Raw genomic sequence first — 15,426 nt, 5'->3', positions numbered from 1 at the left:
TTCCCGAAGGGTGTCCTGATTCAGACAATTATGATTATAATTGCTTTCTTAGCCTTCTACGTCGCCTTTAACCTGGGTGCAAATGACGTTGCTAACGCCATGGGAACATCCGTAGGTTCTAAAGCCGTCACATTGAAACAAGCAATTATTATTGCCGGCATCTTAGAATTTACAGGTGCAGTATTATTCGGACATGGGGTAACAGAAACCTTGGGGACGAAAATTGCTAACCCCGAACTATTTACCACCACACCGCAAACCCTAGCTTTAGGTATGGCAACAGTACTGATATCATCAGGGGTATGGTTGCAAATAGCCACATCATTGGGTTTACCAGTTTCATCATCTCATGCAGTCGTCGGTGCGATCGCAGGTTTTACTTGGGTAGCATTAGGAATAAATGCCATAGATTGGTCATCTATTGGTTTAATTACCATTGGTTGGATATTAACACCTGTAATTAGTGGTATTGTTGCCGCTTTTTTTTATAGTTTGATTCAACGCTGGATTTTAAACCAACCTCATCCAATATTGCAATTAAAAGAATGGATTCCCTGGTTAAGCGTAATTTTACTGTGTACATTTGGTGTAATTGTTCTACCTTCTTTAACTCAACCACTGACAAACTTTTTAATTGAGAAAGTCGGTTTCAACATCCCAGCGCACGACATCCCTATTTTCACAGGTGCAACAGCAGCAATAGGACTTACACTTTATAGTTGGAAAAAACTTCAAGACACTCAAGCATCTTTTTTCCAATCCCCAATCCCTAATCCCATTGAGCAATTATTCGGACGGTTTCAACTATTAAGTGCTTGCTTTGTCGCCTTTGCTCATGGTTCAAATGACGTAGGAAACGCAATTGCGCCCCTAGCCGTCATCTCCTACATCAATCAAACACATAGCGTCCCCAACAATGGAATTACCATTCCCTTATGGATTATGATCCTTGGTGGTGTTGGCATTGTCACAGGTTTAGCAATATGGGGCAAAAAAGTTATGGCCACAATTGGCGAAAATATCATATCTTTACAACCCAGCAGCGGATTTTGTGCTGAACTAGCCACAGCCACTACCATTTTATTAGCTTCCCGGTTAGGTTTACCTGTATCTACCTCTCACGCCCTCGTTGGTAGTGTTGTGGGTATTGGACTGGTGCAAAACCTCAAATCCATTAAATTCCAAACACTCCAAGGAATCGCCGCAGCCTGGGTAATTACAGTCCCAATCAGTGCTGCAATCAGCGCCACAATATTCAGTATCATCCGGATCATATTAAATTTAAAATGAAATTTATGGAGATTATTACCTAGAGTTCTCATTTTGAATACAATACATTCTCCGGTTACGGTGTAAGTAAGATTACTGTTTCACTACAAAAATTTCCGTGTTCCCTACATTCAACCCGAATTCTAGCCAATTGCAAACTGCTATATTCTGCGATGAGTCCGAAAACTAAAGCTTATTTTTGCAGAATTGCTAGTCATTTATTAGAATATTGAGCAGGAGATAGTATTATCTTCCATTTTTCCCAAAAAAATACTTTAGCTCCTCACAGCAACGGAAACTGTCACGCAATTTACATTTCGCACAAATTTGGTTTTTAACAACCTACCAATCTGCAAGGCTTTGAAACAGTTATCAGTAAACAGTAAACAGTAAACAGTGAACAGTAAACAGTAAACAGTGAACAGTGAACAGTGAACAGTGAATAGTTATTAGTTTTCCGGCTGATAACTGATAACTGATTTATCGTCAAGGTGTTAGAGGTTAGAAACTAATGGGGCGATTTGAAAAGCGACCAGAGAACCCAAGAATCAGAGGCGACCTATCCAGAGCCGCAGAAAATGCCCTCTGGGATGTAGTTGAAGATTTAGAAAATCTGCAACAGAACGTGCTTCGGTCTTTACAAGACGACGTAAAGCGGATGGAGGCTGAAAAAACTCGTTTAGCCAATGATATCCAACGATTAATAGATGAAAAAGAAAAATTACAGCAAGCTCGACAAATTACCGAACAGCAAGTTTTAATTCGTCAGCTGGCTGAAGTTTTGGCAAAACATATATCTTCCCAACTACAATCTTCACTCAAGACTTTAGCTAACCAACCAATTACAGGGGAATCTTCCAACCGTGAGATGCTCAAGTCGGCTGAAGTCAATTCTACAGTAGCCAGTGATATCAGTGAAAATGTCAGCCAAATGCTGAACAATCTAGATGATACTGTCACAGTTGCCTTTAGCTCGCTCCAACAAGAATTAAAAAATTATCAAAGTCATCTTTCCCAGCAGTTGCTACGAATGTACGATCAACAGCAGCAAGGGGAAGAAATCTTAGCAGACTTTGTGAATCGTCTCAAAGGAGAACTGGAGAAAACCAAAGAAGCAAATCCTTTAAAAGTTGTGACAGGAGGTTCACCAACTGTTTTGCAACTAAGCGAACCACACAAAAACGGTTTCTTGGAAAAATCCTCAGAGAGAATAGTTACTGAACCAATTTCTTTACTTTCTCAGGATTTACCAAAAAGCGAAAATTCATCAACAGCGGCTGTGGTGACATTACCACCAACACCAGAAAAGCCACCAGAACCAACTTCTGTCTTTACTCCTGACACTTCACCAACTCAGTCACCATCAGAAAAGCCATCCCAGGAAAATCCACCAGGGCCAATTTCTGTCTTTACTCCTGACACCTCACAAACTCAGTCAACACCAGAAAAGCCATCCCAGGAAAAGCCACCAGAACCAATTTCTGTCTTTACTCCTGACACCTCACAAACTCAGTCAACATCAGAAAAGCCATCCCAGGAAAAGCCACCAGAGCCAATTTCTGTCTTTACTCCTGACACTTCACAAACACACTCAACACCAAAATCATCCTCAATACCACCAAAGCAAGAACTAACACCCCTAAGACAAAGATCCCGCAATTCCCCAAACTGGTCTCCAGTTCAGGTCGGTTTTTTACTAGTTGTGTTGTCAACAATAATGTCATCCCTCTACAACGTTGTTGTTAAGGCGCTTTTCTATCAAGGTTCGGATCTACTGGGAGGCTTTGAATCACAGCAGTTGCTCTTACCAACCTTGGGGAATATTTTCTTAATCTTGATGCTCAGGTTATTAGTGGTTGTGCCTTTGATGTTACTGTTGGCTCCCATTTTACATCCTCCAGTTTGGCAAGACCTACAAAATCTATTTGATTCAGTAGGCAAAAATGCTGCTCCTGGTAAGGAAAAAACAAAACAGGTGTTATGGTTATCGGTCGTGAGTGGCGGCTTTTTGTTTTTATCCCAAGTGCTGATTTACATTGCTATTGGTCAAGTTACCACCGGAGTCGCCATCTCCCTGTTTTTTATCTATCCCATGATGACCGGACTCTTAGCCTGGTTTCTCTTTCGTGAGCGCCCTAGTTTATTCAGTGCTATTGCAATTTCTAGTATTTTTTGTGGTCAATTATTAATCTTGGGTAGTTATTCAACTGCTACGAGTAATACCTCTTTAGGAATTATTTCTGGAATTACATCCGGAATAGCTTTTGCTGTTTACGTAATTTTTACTAGGTTGTGCGCTCCGAAACTCCATCCGGTTTCTTTTGCTTTAATTAACTTCGCTACCATGTTGTTATTAAGCTTTGTCTGCTTATTAGTACCTTTACCAAGTGATTGGGGTTTAGCCATTAGATCATCGAATTTACTGGAAGTGATTTTAAGTGGTTTTATGTTGGGTGTACTCACTCTTTGCGGCTATTTATTCAACAATTTTGGCATCCGCAAATTAGGGGGACCAAGGTCTGCTATAATCGGTGCTATTATCCCAGTTTTAACCGTGATTTTTGCTGGATTAATGATTCAGGAAAAATTGGATCTTCTGCAAATTCTGGGAGTCTTATTAGTAACTGGTGGTGCTGTTGGTATCAGCCTTGAAAAAATGCAAAACCAAGTGAAATCTTCTAGTTCCAAGAATTAAATGATCAAGAAAAACGAGAGTGAATATTCGAGGCGATAATTTTAGCTTTGACCTCCTCAAATAATTCTCATATTTCTAAATTATGGTAAATTGGGTTCTAGACTATAGCTTAATTTCATGATTGGGTAGCCAGCAGGTATTTCATCTGGCAAAAAAGCAATTTCAAGGCGCATCAGTTTATCCCTAATTAGCTATATCAATTATTTTTAACTTGATGTAGCACGATACCATAATTAGTGATGAGCCTTACCTTTGTTGTTAAACATTAGTGATTTGCACCCTCAGTAATTTAGCACCATAGCAATTTCATGGTGAAAGCACAATAAATCTTCATAGCGAGTGAAGACAAAAATTGCAATTGGGTGTATAATTAGTAGTTTAAATTTGACTACCATTCTTATCGTCAACGTGCCATTCATCTGTCTGTGAATATGACTAACGACATAGCTCTGATCAAACGTCTTGGTCCGAGTGCGATGGATCAGATCATGCTTTATCTGGCTTTTAGTGCCATGCGTACAAGTGGGCATAGGCATGGAGCATTTTTAGATGCAGCCGCAACAGCAGCGAAGTGTGCAATTTACATGACCTATCTAGAGCAGGGACAAAACCTGCGAATGACTGGGCATTTGCACCACCTAGAGCCAAAAAGAGTTAAAATCATTGTCGAAGAAGTAAGACAAGCTCTGACTGAAGGTAAATTACTAAAAATGTTGGGTTCCCAAGAACCCCGCTATTTGATTCAATTGCCTTATGTCTGGATGGAAAAATATCCTTGGCAACCAGGCAGATCCCGTGTTCCTGGAACAAGTTTAACTGGTGAAGAGAAAAAACAAATTGAGCGCAAGTTACCCAAAAATCTGCCTGATGCTCAATTAGTAACTTCCTTTGAATTTTTAGAGTTAATTGAGTTTCTACATAAGCGATCGCAAGAGGAGTTACCACAACACCACCAAATGCCCCTGAGTGAAGCCTTGGCAGAACATATCAAGCGTCGTTTACTCTACTCAGGTACAGTGACACGCATTGATTCACCTTGGGGAATGCCTTTCTATGCCCTGACTCGTCCTTTCTATGCCCCAGCAGACGACCAAGAACGTACTTACACAATGGTCGAAGACACTGCACGTTATTTCCGCATGATGAAAGATTGGGCAGAAAGAAAAACCCATTCTATGCGTGCTGTGGAAGAACTGGATATCCCCATGGAAAAAATGCAGCAAGCTATGGAAGAACTAGATGAGATTATTCGGGCTTGGGCAGATAAATATCACCAAGATGGAGGTATACCCATGATTTTACAAATGGTTTTTGGCAATCAAGACGAGTAAACTACCCACACTGACCTGAATTTACAGTGTGCGCTTCCTGCCTAACAGAAAGCGTAGTGGTAGATTTCTCGCATCCTCTATGACTGCGACTTACATCTGGAAGACTGGCTTGATACCCCTTTCCAGAGGTCAAAATTTGTGAGCCACTGCGTTGGAAGGGTTTCCCGGATTGAAACAAGTGGCGTAGTCCTTCATCCCTAAGATTAATAACTGCGTTCATCTCCCTGTTATATCTTGTATGTTAATATTTACAAGTCCAATTTCTGACATCTAGTTGTAAATTAAGTGTCAACAACTGGATTAAGACTAAGACACATCAACAGGTTTTTAAACTGATAAACCTTTCCTGACATTACAGCCAAAATATCTAGTTTTCATAGCCTTGATTCAATTCATAAGTAGGGCTAATATGTGTGGAAAGCAAAGTTCTCACATAGTGGTAGTAGTCCGCAAATTCGAGGGAATTAGTTATTCTTCCCAATTCCCAATTCCCAATTCCCAATTCCCAATTCCCAATCCCCAGTCCCCAGTCCCCAATCCCCAATCCCCTAATTCGTTTCCTGAATCTGTAATCTAATATGATGTTCAGTTGCACCACTAAGTTTAATTTCCATAACTTCCCCTCCTAGTGGTTCAACGCAACTGAGGAGCGATCGCAAATTGGGTGTACTTGCACCAGTATCAACGTACAATCTATCAGCTAGGTTACTGATTTTTTTCCAAGTCATGTATAATTTAGCTATACCTTGTTCCATTTGCGAGGCTTGATTTACTAAGTCAGCAGCGATACTCAAACAGCCAATTCTTTGCGCTTCTTCCAATGCGGTTTCAATATCTACATTTTCTTCTGTCAGTGCTTGTACTTGGACAGCAGATTTGAGATATTTTGCTAATTGTCTAGCTTCTGTAGTTGCCTGTTTGAGAGTATCCACATCAGGATTTTCGGCTATATCTCTTTGTAAAGCCTTCTGGTGTGATTCTGGCAGTTTTTCCATTTCCTTAACCAGAGGGGCAATGTAGCGGGCAGGAAGGCTATTATCTGCGGCTTTTTCCTTAACTGGTTCAGGTAACAAATCTGAGGACATGGCAGTCCATTCATCCGTGAGTTGACGGACTTCTCTGCGGGTGATGCGATCGCCTTTTTGGGCGGCTTCACTCACCATCTGTTGTACTTCTGGGGAGGCTTTGGCGGTTTCCACAAATGCCCGCTTACTAAAATTATTGACCGTATTCGGGTCAAGTTTGCCATCTTCAATTAAAGTATCAGCACTGTTAGCAAGTTGAATCCAGGAATAGGCTTGAGTTTTACTAATTTCCCGTTCCTTCAACCATTTGAGAAAACCAGTACCCCTACCATCGCCGCCTTTTTTCTCTCGATCACGGATAGCGCGTAAAATGCGACCCCGCCAAATTTCCGTTTGCAAATCAAAGCGATCGCATACTTGCCAAGCTACATCTAACTGCTGTAAAAAGTCAGACTCAGCAATTTGTTCATCTTCAGGATCTGGTAATTCAAAATCTAAGTCTACTGGCTGTTGCAGTGCAGCAGCAAGGTCATTCATAGAGTCGGTATCTTGCACGATGGATAGCTGGTTAGTGTATGCGATTAAGTAACTGTCACAAATTCTGCGTACTTACACAGGATAGGCAACAATAAGCAGGTAAATATTATAATTGAAAAATTAAAAATTAGGTGAATAGGATTTTTAAACCAACTTTATGAAAGCACAACAGCGATCGCGTCCCGTTTTTTTAGCTTGGTACAGTGCTTCATCTGTGGCTTTGATCAACAGTGCTGGTGTCAGATCAGAACTAGGGATGATACTAGCAAGACCTAAACTCAGAGTCACCTGCGAACTAACCAGAGAAGCTTCATGAGGAATAGCCAAAGCTTGAACTTGAGAACGAATTGCTTCTGCTATCTGCAACGCGCCTTCTTCATTAGTATCAGGTAAAACCACAGCAAATTCTTCTCCCCCATATCTAGCTACTAAATGAGTTGGTTTTTTGATACCCTGAGTCATGGCTTGAGCAACTTTTTTTAAACAAACGTCTCCCGCTTGATGTCCATAGGTGTCGTTATATCGCTTGAAAAAATCTACATCACATAAAATCAGCGATAAAGAGGATTTTTCTCTAGTCATGCGTTCCCACTGTTGCTGAAGATACTCATCAAACCGACGACGATTAGCAACTTGTGTGAGTCCATCATAGTTAGCAAGATATAGAAGAGATTGATTATCTAGCTTAATTTTCCTATGTTCGCGTAGGGCTACAATGCCAATAGTCATCCCAACTAGAACTATTGGTGCAGCCACGGGTAGCCAATAACTGAGTTTTAGCATCAGTAAACTGAGAAATACCCAAATAATCGAAAAAACAGCAAAAAATCCTAATTTTTCCCTAGTTCGCCAGTAAGCCGTCGCCCAAGCTAACCCCGGTCCCCCCAGCATCAATAACATCACCCACCCACCTGGGGGTAAAAGGTGAAGAAAGTTACCTTTTAAAAAATTACTAATAATTGTGGTGTGTACACATACTCCACCTGTAGGCGGATCATAATCAAAAGGAGTGGTTAACCCATCAATACCAGGAGCAGTAACTCCTACTAGCACTATTTTGTTTTCAAATTTCTCACGGGGGATTTTTTGCCTGACTACATCCACAAAGGAATAATGCGGTATATCATCAGCTTTACTGATCCAGTTTATCCATAAAGGACGCTCTATATTTTTAAGAGGGGGAGTTTCCGCAAATGTATTATAGGCTGTTAGAGACGCTATTCCTAATGAGGGAACACCTTTGATTTCGGTTTCGACCTTGCGAAGCATACCGTCCCCATCTTTATATCTCAGGATATGCCCGGTAGTAATGGCTGCTTGTTTCAGTTCTGGTCTGGGCTGCCACGGTTTTCCTTCAGTATCCCATGCTTGAGCTAGTACCACTTTACCATGTTGCTCTATTGCCTTGGCCAGCATCACATCATCAGGACTTTGATCAGAAAAAATGATATCGAATGCAACTACATTGGGCTGTGCTTGATCTAAGACATTTAATAACTCAATGTATCTTTGCCGTGACCAGGGAAACTGCCCAAACTCATTTAAACTTTTATCATCTATGGCTACCAAGACTATGCGCTCATCCCAGTTAATAGCTCCCCGCATCTGAAATAGATTGTTGTATATGATCCATTCCAGTGGTTGAAAAACTCCCAGGAAAAGCAGCAAAGTAACTATTAGCATTGCTATCCAACCAGGAAGCGATCGCCAAAAAAATTTATTCACATATTGAAGAAAGTACAAAACAAGCGTCTCCTCTACTTTAAGGAACCGCTAATTCATAATCCTGCTTTTTACCTAAAGGTGTAGTCACAGTTACTGCAATACGGCGATTAGCAGGAAGCGGCACTACAGTATCAAATGTTCCATTTTTATCAGTAGTCAGTGGTTGATTCCCCAGAATTACCAAGTTGACTGGATCGATTTTACCTGCAATTCGCACCTGTTGATTTCCCTGGTCTGCCAAAAACCTCACGTCTAGGCGGGTATCATTTCTTAAGGGCATAGGTGGTGATGGCGGTTCCCCAGGAATTACTATACTCTGAAAACCTTTATTTATATATACTGTTTGACCTTGAGCAGATGTTGCTACACTCCCTGTCAAGGTTGCTACCCCTGTCTTACCACTTGGTTGCACGCTCACACCAAATTCTGTACCTCGGACTCCTGTAATTCCTGCTGGTGTTTCAATTTCCAAGCTAGAATCTCTATGTGTAAAGGGACGCAGTTTGATTCGTACCTGTCCACCTTTCACCTGTAAGTGGGTGATACGTCCACCATTATTGGTAGTTTGCATTTTTTGAATTTGCAGTTTTGTGTTTTCTGCAACTTGCAAAAAACCAATATTGGTATCTAACGCCAGCATGGTACTAGAACGCTTTCCTATGCTGATGCGATCGCCTACATTTTGTATTTTTGTACCTATGCGAGCCGGTTGGGAACTCTGTTTATTTTGATAGGTGACATCTCCAGAAACACTACGAACTTCTAAAAAGCGGTTAACTCTTACCTGTAATCTATCCTGTGCTAATACTTGACTAATGGTTAACGCTACAACAAAAAATATACTCAGTAATAACCAATGTCTTTTCATCTGATTTCGTTCTAGATTACCCTTGTATCTAACTTACGCGATGATCCAGAAGTTTCCAAATGTTTGAGATACCCTAGAAGTTAGTCTCCGACGTTTTTAATCAAAATCACAATGAACCAGGTAGACTATCTACGGATTAGTTTAATTGATCGCTGTAATTTTCGTTGTCTGTACTGTATGCCAGAAGGTGCAGAATTAGACTATATCCTCAAACAACAGTTACTAACTGATGAGGAACTTCTCACTCTGATTCAAGAAGTTTTTATTCCTGTCGGTTTTACCCGCTTTCGCTTGACTGGTGGAGAACCTCTACTCCGTCCTGGTGTGGTAAATTTGGTAAAAAAAATTGCTCATCTTCCCCAAACTGAAGATATAGCAATCACTACTAATGGGTTTTTATTAGCACCTATAGCTAAAAATCTCTATGATGCAGGTATAAGAAGAATTAATATTAGTTTAGATTCTCTTGATGCAGATACTTTTGAGCAAATTATCGGTAATCATGGCCGTGGACGTTGGCAACAAGTGTGGGAAGGTATTCAAACTGCTTATAATGTTGGATTTGAACCGTTAAAGTTAAATGTGGTGGTAATACCGGGCGTTAATGACCATGAAGTTTTAGATTTAGCCGCTTTAACTCTTGATAAAAATTGGCACGTCCGATTTATTGAGTTTATGCCTATTGGTAATGATGAATTATTTGGCGATCGCGGTTGGATCTCTTCTGCTGATTTACGCGATCGCATTCGTCAACGTTGGGGCTTGACAGAATCCCAAGTTCGTGGTAATGGTCCTGCGGATGTGTTTCAAATTCCGGGAGCTAAGGGAACACTAGGTTTTATTAGTCAGATGTCAGAATGTTTTTGCGATCGCTGTAATCGAATCCGTCTGAGTGCTGACGGTTGGTTACGTCCCTGTTTATTAAATGAAACTGGTCAAATTGATTTAAAATCTTCTTTACGTGCTGGTATTAGCACTGCTCACTTACAAGAACAAGTTAGAAATTTATTAAACTTTAAATCAGAAATTAACTTTAAACAACGCGACTCAGGTACTGTCGGCTCTTACACCCGTACCATGTCGCAAATTGGCGGATAACCTAATTTTAGATTTTAGATTTTGGATTGTGGATTAAAAAAACAATTCACATCCAAAATCGTAAATCCAAAATCCAAAATTGACTTACGCTTGACGTGAGTAGTATTCCACTACAAGTAGTTCATTAACTTGTAATGCTACCCATTCTCTTTCAATCACACTGTTAACCTTGCCCATCAATTTGTTTTTATCAAATTCTAGGTGATTGGGAAGGTTAGCTAAACCGGGATATTGCAAATTAGCTTCTACCAATTTCTTGGATGCTTCTCTATCCCTAACAGCAATTTCTTCCCCAGCACGGCACTGATAACTGGCAATATTGACTGCACGACCATTAACGGTGACATGACCGTGATTTACCAATTGACGTGCTGCGGGAATGGTGGGAGCCATACCCATGCGAAACACTGTATTATCCAAACGCATTTCCAGTAATTGCAGCAAGACTTGTCCGGTAGAACCAGTTACACGTCTGGCTTTACGAACGTAGCGGAGCATTTGCTTTTCTGTTAAACCGTAGTTTAAGCGGAGTTTTTGCTTTTCTTCCAGACGGATAGCATACTCAGAGCGTTTTTTGCGGTTCTGACCATGTTGGCCTGGTGCGTAAGCACGTCTAGCAGTTTTGCGAGTTAAGCCTGGTAATTCGCCCAAGCGACGAACAATTCTGAGGCGGGGCCCTCTATATCGGGACATGAGTTTCCTTAATTTAATCCTGTTTAAACTTTAACCAAATATTCTATTATGACATTCCTCGTAGTAATTAGCTAGAGGATTCTTGATGAAATGATTTGTCTTTTAAAAGACCATCCTAAATTTCCGTGCTATTGCAGCAAATAATTTAGTGAAAATAGTCTCCAAAAACTTCATTTCTACTGTACTAGCTTGAATAAGGGCAATACCCACAAACTAGTATTTGCCAAGCTTCTAGGGTTTTAACCTACGTTCCCATGTGTCCCACGGTACGTTGAAAGTATTTGTTGGCAAAGGACTGACTTTTTACAAGTTTAGTCAATGCTCATACAACTTTGACTATCAATGGAGTCGTTTTTGCCACAGAATATCTAAATATAGTCTAACCTGAGACAACATTAATCTCCTGGCATTGGTTGATAGTCAAAAGTTGCATCATCAGGCTTTTGGGACTATTTATAACGATGGCGACGAAATCCCTGGAATATAGAGGAGTTTCAGCAGATTCTAAGTTAGCATAACCTTGGGTGTTTGGAGAATAGCTATGTTAGAACGCAAAAAAGAAATTAGCAGTTTTCATAATCAAAAAAGTCCGAATGTCTGGAGAATTTTGACAGTCCCGGTTGTAGCCATCTCTGGATTATTCACAAATATGCTACCGAGTCCAGCTGTCATAGATTCTTACAGAAATGATTATCGCGTTTGTGCGGCTCAATTATTAAGTGCGGGAGTTACAGCACAAGCCACATCTCAAAGTTGTGCATCAGCTTTGCGGCCTAGAGAATTATCTAGTTGTGTGACTCAAATTAAAAAGCAGACACAAATCGACCCCACAGAAGCACTTTCTTCCTGTCGTCAAGCCCGTCGTCCCGAAGATTTAGCCACCTGTGTAGTAGGCATTAGCAAGATTAATCAACAGGCAATTAATCAAGCCACTTTAACCTACTGTGGACGCAGTTTATTGCCCGTAAGTTTTGCTGAATGTGTGGTTGGCTTAAGCAAAGAAGTTGATTTAACCCCAATTCAGTCTTTAGATACTTGTATTGATACCAGTCAAAAATATACTAGCACTGGGACTGGATCTACAATACCACCAACATTAATGCCTCGTTTTGAGACTGTTCCTATGCCATCAACTACCGAAGGTGGCAGTAGATAGCAGTTAAAATTCGCTGTATTTTCCAGAATTGTAGGGTAGCAAATAGTCTACCCTACTAATTCAGATAAAACATGACGGGTATCAGGTCTACTCAATATGGCTTAATCATTTGATTCTGTGGGTAGGGGTAAAGCAGGAGCTAAACCCCTAAAAATCTGGGTTTTTCGTAATTTTGTAAAAGTCCATGTCTCAACCGTGTTTAGTATAGGCATGACAGGGAAGAGTTAACAACCCTATTCCCTCTTAACTGTCACCTGTCACCTGTCACCTATTTACTATATATTTCTTCCATTTTCTGAGCTAGTCCAACATCTAAATTACTGATAGCATTACCGATGTCATGGGTAGCAAGACTTACCCGGACTGTGTTGTAAACATTAAACCATTCGGGGTGATGTCCCATTGTTTCGGCGTGAACACCTACTGTCACCATCCATCCCAAAGCAGTAGGGAAGGAGTTAAATTTGTATTCTTTGTATAATTTGCCTTCTTTAATTTGCCATCCGGGTAAACTATTGAGGGCTTGTTGTAGTTCGGTTTCGCTGAGTTTGTGTGCTGCCATTTTCTTAATTTATTCTTAATTTACACAGATATTTCTCAATACTTATTCTATCTAATTACCATCTTTTTCTATTTTTCCGCTTCCATCTTTTGATGAGTATGTTTAGATAACGGAAACTCAAATAACGTTTATACTTTTGGGCAACTTCTTTACCTACCAACAGCACACCAAACCAAAATATAACTTCAGCCAAAACCAATAACGCTGGTACTAACAAGGCTTTTTGGGCTACGGAAATTGGTAGAAATGGTAAAATTATGGCGATCGCTAACCACGGAGAAAATGAGACAATGATTAAAACCAAACCCAGCTTTTGCATATTTTCTGTTGGTAACAGAATCTGAGTTTAGTGTTTTTATCTGTTTGGTTGGAGTGGCTTAACTTACATTGTAGATTTTTTGTTTCACGCAGAGACGCAGAGTGTCAATTCATTTGCATAAAATCTCTGAGTGGTGAAATGAATATCTACTGGATAATTATGACAAATTAAACCTTTAAAAATCAAGCTACACCATAACCAGTATAAGGACGTTTGTAGGGTGGTTGTAAACCAAAAACAATATCTTCTTTTCGTATTCCCATATTTACAAGTTCTTGAGCTAAATCTGATTCTGTCATGTTTTGTTGAATCCAGATTTTGTTATCTTTAATATCGAAATGAATGACGCTATGATAAACTCTTCTTAAATCATCCCAACCAACACGCATAAGTTGATAATGATCATGAGTAGTATCAAAAATCAGTTCATTATCTATTTCGTCGTATTTAGGCTTAAATTTACCATGTTCTTTGAGGATGGTTTGAATACACTGACGATAATGTTCTATGTTGGCCATTGTATGATTACCTCCTGATCTGGATTATATACTATGATTTTAACTTGATATTTTTTTACAGTAATTTTAGCAAATCGAGTTTGAAAAAAAGAAATATAAGCATCTTTGGGAATAGCTAAATATAATTCTCTTTCTGACTCAATTTCTTCTAACATAGTTTGATAATTAAGAAATTGTCCTAATGCTGTATGAAATTCACTGACTGCGGAGTTACTAGCAAAACTTTTGATTTCTACAGCAATTTTTTGTTCTCCTTTTTCGGCCGCTATTAATCTTTCTGCACCTAAATCAATTCTAAAGGTTATCTCCTCTAATTCTACCTCTAAGGGATCATCTGTAATTATCCATCCTTCTTTTTCTAATGCGGTTCTAACTGCTTGATGAAATAAATCTCTTGCTGACATAGATATTTTATTGTTTCGTGTATTTTATTCTATTTTATTTGCTCTGATAGCGTAGCGTGGCGCAAGCCATATCAGGATGTCCAGGATTTAAGGATTAACAGGATAAAATTAATTAATCAATTGAGAGGATTTAACGATTTTTTGATTTTGGAGGAATAATAATACTAATACTTGAAAATTTTACTATATATGCGCGGACAGATTTCTACTCATAACATAATTGTAATTTAGTTTTTACGTCTTGTCAAGTCTTGACATGAAAAAAAACAGAAACATACATCCTGTACATCCTAAAATCCTGGATATCCTGATTCTGACTAATTCTTAATTCCCGTCGTAGCAATACCGCGAATAAACTGCTTTTGACCAATTAGAAACAACACCATCACAGGTACAGTGGTAATTGTCACCGCTGCCATCATCAACGGCCAATTATTGGTAAACTGTTCTTGAAACTCTGCCAATGCTAACTGTACAGTTCTTAACTCTGGTCTAGTGGTAAATACCAATGGTTTAAATAAATCATTCCATTCACCGATGAAGGTGAACAAAAACAACGTTACTAAAGCCGGACGTGCTAAAGGCAACATTATCTGCCATAAAATTTGTAGTCGGTTTGCGCCATCAATAGCGGCGGCTTCCTCTAATTCTACGGGAATTGTCTGGAAATATTGACGTAACAAAAAAATACCAAAGCCATTAACCGCAGTTGGTAAAATCAGCGCCCAGTAAGTATTTATCAGGTGTCCCCACTTCAACACCAAAAAGATGGGAATTACCAATAACTGAAAGGGAATGACTAAAGTTGCTAAGACAACTAGCAGTATTGCTTGTCTACCCCGAAATTTCAGCCTGGCGAGAGCGTAACCGGCTAAAGCAGATGTGATAATTTGAAAAGCCGTAACTGCGATCGCTACTAAGGTAGAATTAGCAAAAGCCAGTAAAAACTTTCCTCGTTCCCAAGCTTCGCGGTAATTGGCTAAAGTCCAGTTATTTTGTCCCATAACTCCTGGAGTTGTCCCCGCAGGAGCAAAAGAGGTGAGAAAGACTATGATTAAAGGCAGTAAAACTATGAATGCTCCTAGCAATAACAGTACCAGACTCCAAAAATTCGCGTTTTTCAAATTCCAGTTTAGTTTGGGCATGGGTTTTTCTGAGTATGACTATAGAAAGCAGGGAGCAGGAATAAGAACTGATGGGTTTAGATCACTGGTAGGGTGTAATTT

The 15,426-nt window shown here is 39.8% G+C and carries 14 protein-coding genes; 5 read left to right on the top strand and 9 right to left on the bottom strand.

The genetic code is table 11. From position 1 onward, the window contains the following. Positions 1-30 precede the first annotated feature (30 nt). The 3 genes from VB694_RS15830 to hetR all read left to right on the top strand — a co-directional run bounded on the left by VB694_RS15830 (position 31) and on the right by hetR (position 5,295). Positions 31-1,290, top strand: a complete 1,260-nt coding sequence (locus VB694_RS15830; RefSeq protein ID WP_323361314.1) for an anion permease — start codon at positions 31-33, stop codon at positions 1,288-1,290. Positions 1,291-1,780: 490 nt separating this feature from the next. Then, complete coding sequence (locus VB694_RS15825; RefSeq protein WP_323361283.1) at positions 1,781-3,964, top strand: EamA family transporter; 2,184 nt, start codon at positions 1,781-1,783, stop codon at positions 3,962-3,964. A gap of 431 nt (positions 3,965-4,395) precedes the next feature. Beyond that, the gene (gene hetR / locus VB694_RS15820; RefSeq protein WP_323361282.1) at positions 4,396-5,295 is read left to right on the top strand and encodes a heterocyst differentiation master regulator HetR; all 900 of its coding nucleotides are present in this window, start codon (positions 4,396-4,398) and stop codon (positions 5,293-5,295) included. A 548-nt stretch (positions 5,296-5,843) separates the two neighbouring features. Here hetR and VB694_RS15815 read toward each other — a convergent pair. The 3 genes from VB694_RS15815 to VB694_RS15805 all read right to left on the bottom strand — a co-directional run bounded on the left by VB694_RS15815 (position 5,844) and on the right by VB694_RS15805 (position 9,450). After that, on the bottom strand, positions 5,844-6,857 hold the full coding sequence (locus VB694_RS15815; RefSeq protein WP_323361281.1) for a hypothetical protein: 1,014 nt from the start codon (positions 6,855-6,857) through the stop codon (positions 5,844-5,846). 144 nt (positions 6,858-7,001) lie between these two features. Then, the gene (locus tag VB694_RS15810) at positions 7,002-8,582 is read right to left on the bottom strand and encodes a CHASE2 domain-containing protein (protein ID WP_323361280.1); all 1,581 of its coding nucleotides are present in this window, start codon (positions 8,580-8,582) and stop codon (positions 7,002-7,004) included. Between the two features lie 37 nt (positions 8,583-8,619). Further along, entirely contained in the window at positions 8,620-9,450 is an 831-nt protein-coding gene (locus tag VB694_RS15805; RefSeq protein WP_323361279.1) for a FecR family protein, read from the bottom strand. A gap of 111 nt (positions 9,451-9,561) precedes the next feature. Between VB694_RS15805 and moaA the strand changes: the two genes are divergently transcribed. Continuing rightward, entirely contained in the window at positions 9,562-10,548 is a 987-nt protein-coding gene (gene moaA, locus VB694_RS15800) for a GTP 3',8-cyclase MoaA (RefSeq protein WP_323361278.1), read from the top strand. 84 nt (positions 10,549-10,632) lie between these two features. Here moaA and rpsD read toward each other — a convergent pair whose 3' ends face one another. After that, positions 10,633-11,241 carry a 30S ribosomal protein S4 gene (gene rpsD / locus VB694_RS15795; protein ID WP_323361277.1) on the bottom strand — a complete coding sequence of 203 codons (609 nt, stop codon included), beginning with the start codon at positions 11,239-11,241 and terminating at the stop codon, positions 10,633-10,635. Positions 11,242-11,782: 541 nt separating this feature from the next. Between rpsD and VB694_RS15790 the strand changes: the two genes are divergently transcribed. Beyond that, positions 11,783-12,397 carry a hypothetical protein gene (locus VB694_RS15790; protein WP_323361276.1) on the top strand — a complete coding sequence of 205 codons (615 nt, stop codon included), beginning with the start codon at positions 11,783-11,785 and terminating at the stop codon, positions 12,395-12,397. A 268-nt stretch (positions 12,398-12,665) separates the two neighbouring features. On the opposite strand, the gene VB694_RS15785 is transcribed toward VB694_RS15790, so the two are convergent. The 5 genes from VB694_RS15785 to VB694_RS15765 form a co-directional block, all read right to left on the bottom strand. Continuing rightward, a complete protein-coding gene (locus VB694_RS15785; protein ID WP_323361275.1) occupies positions 12,666-12,959 on the bottom strand; it encodes a 4a-hydroxytetrahydrobiopterin dehydratase in 294 nt (97 codons plus the stop codon). Positions 12,960-13,014: 55 nt separating this feature from the next. Further along, positions 13,015-13,278 carry a transporter suffix domain-containing protein gene (locus VB694_RS15780; RefSeq protein ID WP_323361274.1) on the bottom strand — a complete coding sequence of 88 codons (264 nt, stop codon included), beginning with the start codon at positions 13,276-13,278 and terminating at the stop codon, positions 13,015-13,017. Between the two features lie 182 nt (positions 13,279-13,460). Further along, positions 13,461-13,796 carry a XisI protein gene (locus VB694_RS15775; RefSeq protein ID WP_015079158.1) on the bottom strand — a complete coding sequence of 112 codons (336 nt, stop codon included), beginning with the start codon at positions 13,794-13,796 and terminating at the stop codon, positions 13,461-13,463. Then, positions 13,784-14,200: a XisH family protein gene (locus tag VB694_RS15770; protein WP_323361273.1), complete on the bottom strand. Its 417-nt coding sequence runs from the start codon at positions 14,198-14,200 to the stop codon at positions 13,784-13,786. Before VB694_RS15770 ends, VB694_RS15775 begins: the two co-directional genes overlap by 13 nt. Before the next feature lie 317 nt (positions 14,201-14,517). Next, positions 14,518-15,345: a carbohydrate ABC transporter permease gene (locus VB694_RS15765; RefSeq protein WP_323361272.1), complete on the bottom strand. Its 828-nt coding sequence runs from the start codon at positions 15,343-15,345 to the stop codon at positions 14,518-14,520. Positions 15,346-15,426: the final 81 nt, after the last annotated feature.

The organism is Anabaena sp. UHCC 0451 (genome assembly GCF_034931405.1).
Lineage (GTDB): Bacteria > Cyanobacteriota > Cyanobacteriia > Cyanobacteriales > Nostocaceae > RDYJ01.
This window is presented reverse-complemented; position numbering and strand designations above follow the sequence as displayed.

Excerpts from the sequence above, each read along its gene's own strand:
- VB694_RS15830 (WP_323361314.1), top strand. The coding sequence starts at position 31 with ATGATTATAATTGCTTTCTTAGCCTTCTACGTCGCCTTTAACCTGGGT.
- hetR (WP_323361282.1), top strand. The coding sequence starts at position 4,396 with ATGACTAACGACATAGCTCTGATCAAACGTCTTGGTCCGAGTGCGATG.
- VB694_RS15805 (WP_323361279.1), bottom strand. The coding sequence starts at position 9,450 with ATGAAAAGACATTGGTTATTACTGAGTATATTTTTTGTTGTAGCGTTA.
- moaA (WP_323361278.1), top strand. The coding sequence starts at position 9,562 with ATGAACCAGGTAGACTATCTACGGATTAGTTTAATTGATCGCTGTAAT.
- VB694_RS15775 (WP_015079158.1), bottom strand. The coding sequence starts at position 13,796 with ATGGCCAACATAGAACATTATCGTCAGTGTATTCAAACCATCCTCAAA.
- VB694_RS15780 (WP_323361274.1), bottom strand. The coding sequence starts at position 13,278 with ATGCAAAAGCTGGGTTTGGTTTTAATCATTGTCTCATTTTCTCCGTGG.
- rpsD (WP_323361277.1), bottom strand. The coding sequence starts at position 11,241 with ATGTCCCGATATAGAGGGCCCCGCCTCAGAATTGTTCGTCGCTTGGGC.
- VB694_RS15790 (WP_323361276.1), top strand. The coding sequence starts at position 11,783 with ATGTTAGAACGCAAAAAAGAAATTAGCAGTTTTCATAATCAAAAAAGT.
- VB694_RS15765 (WP_323361272.1), bottom strand. The coding sequence starts at position 15,345 with ATGCCCAAACTAAACTGGAATTTGAAAAACGCGAATTTTTGGAGTCTG.
- VB694_RS15770 (WP_323361273.1), bottom strand. The coding sequence starts at position 14,200 with ATGTCAGCAAGAGATTTATTTCATCAAGCAGTTAGAACCGCATTAGAA.
- VB694_RS15825 (WP_323361283.1), top strand. The coding sequence starts at position 1,781 with ATGGGGCGATTTGAAAAGCGACCAGAGAACCCAAGAATCAGAGGCGAC.
- VB694_RS15785 (WP_323361275.1), bottom strand. The coding sequence starts at position 12,959 with ATGGCAGCACACAAACTCAGCGAAACCGAACTACAACAAGCCCTCAAT.
- VB694_RS15815 (WP_323361281.1), bottom strand. The coding sequence starts at position 6,857 with ATGAATGACCTTGCTGCTGCACTGCAACAGCCAGTAGACTTAGATTTT.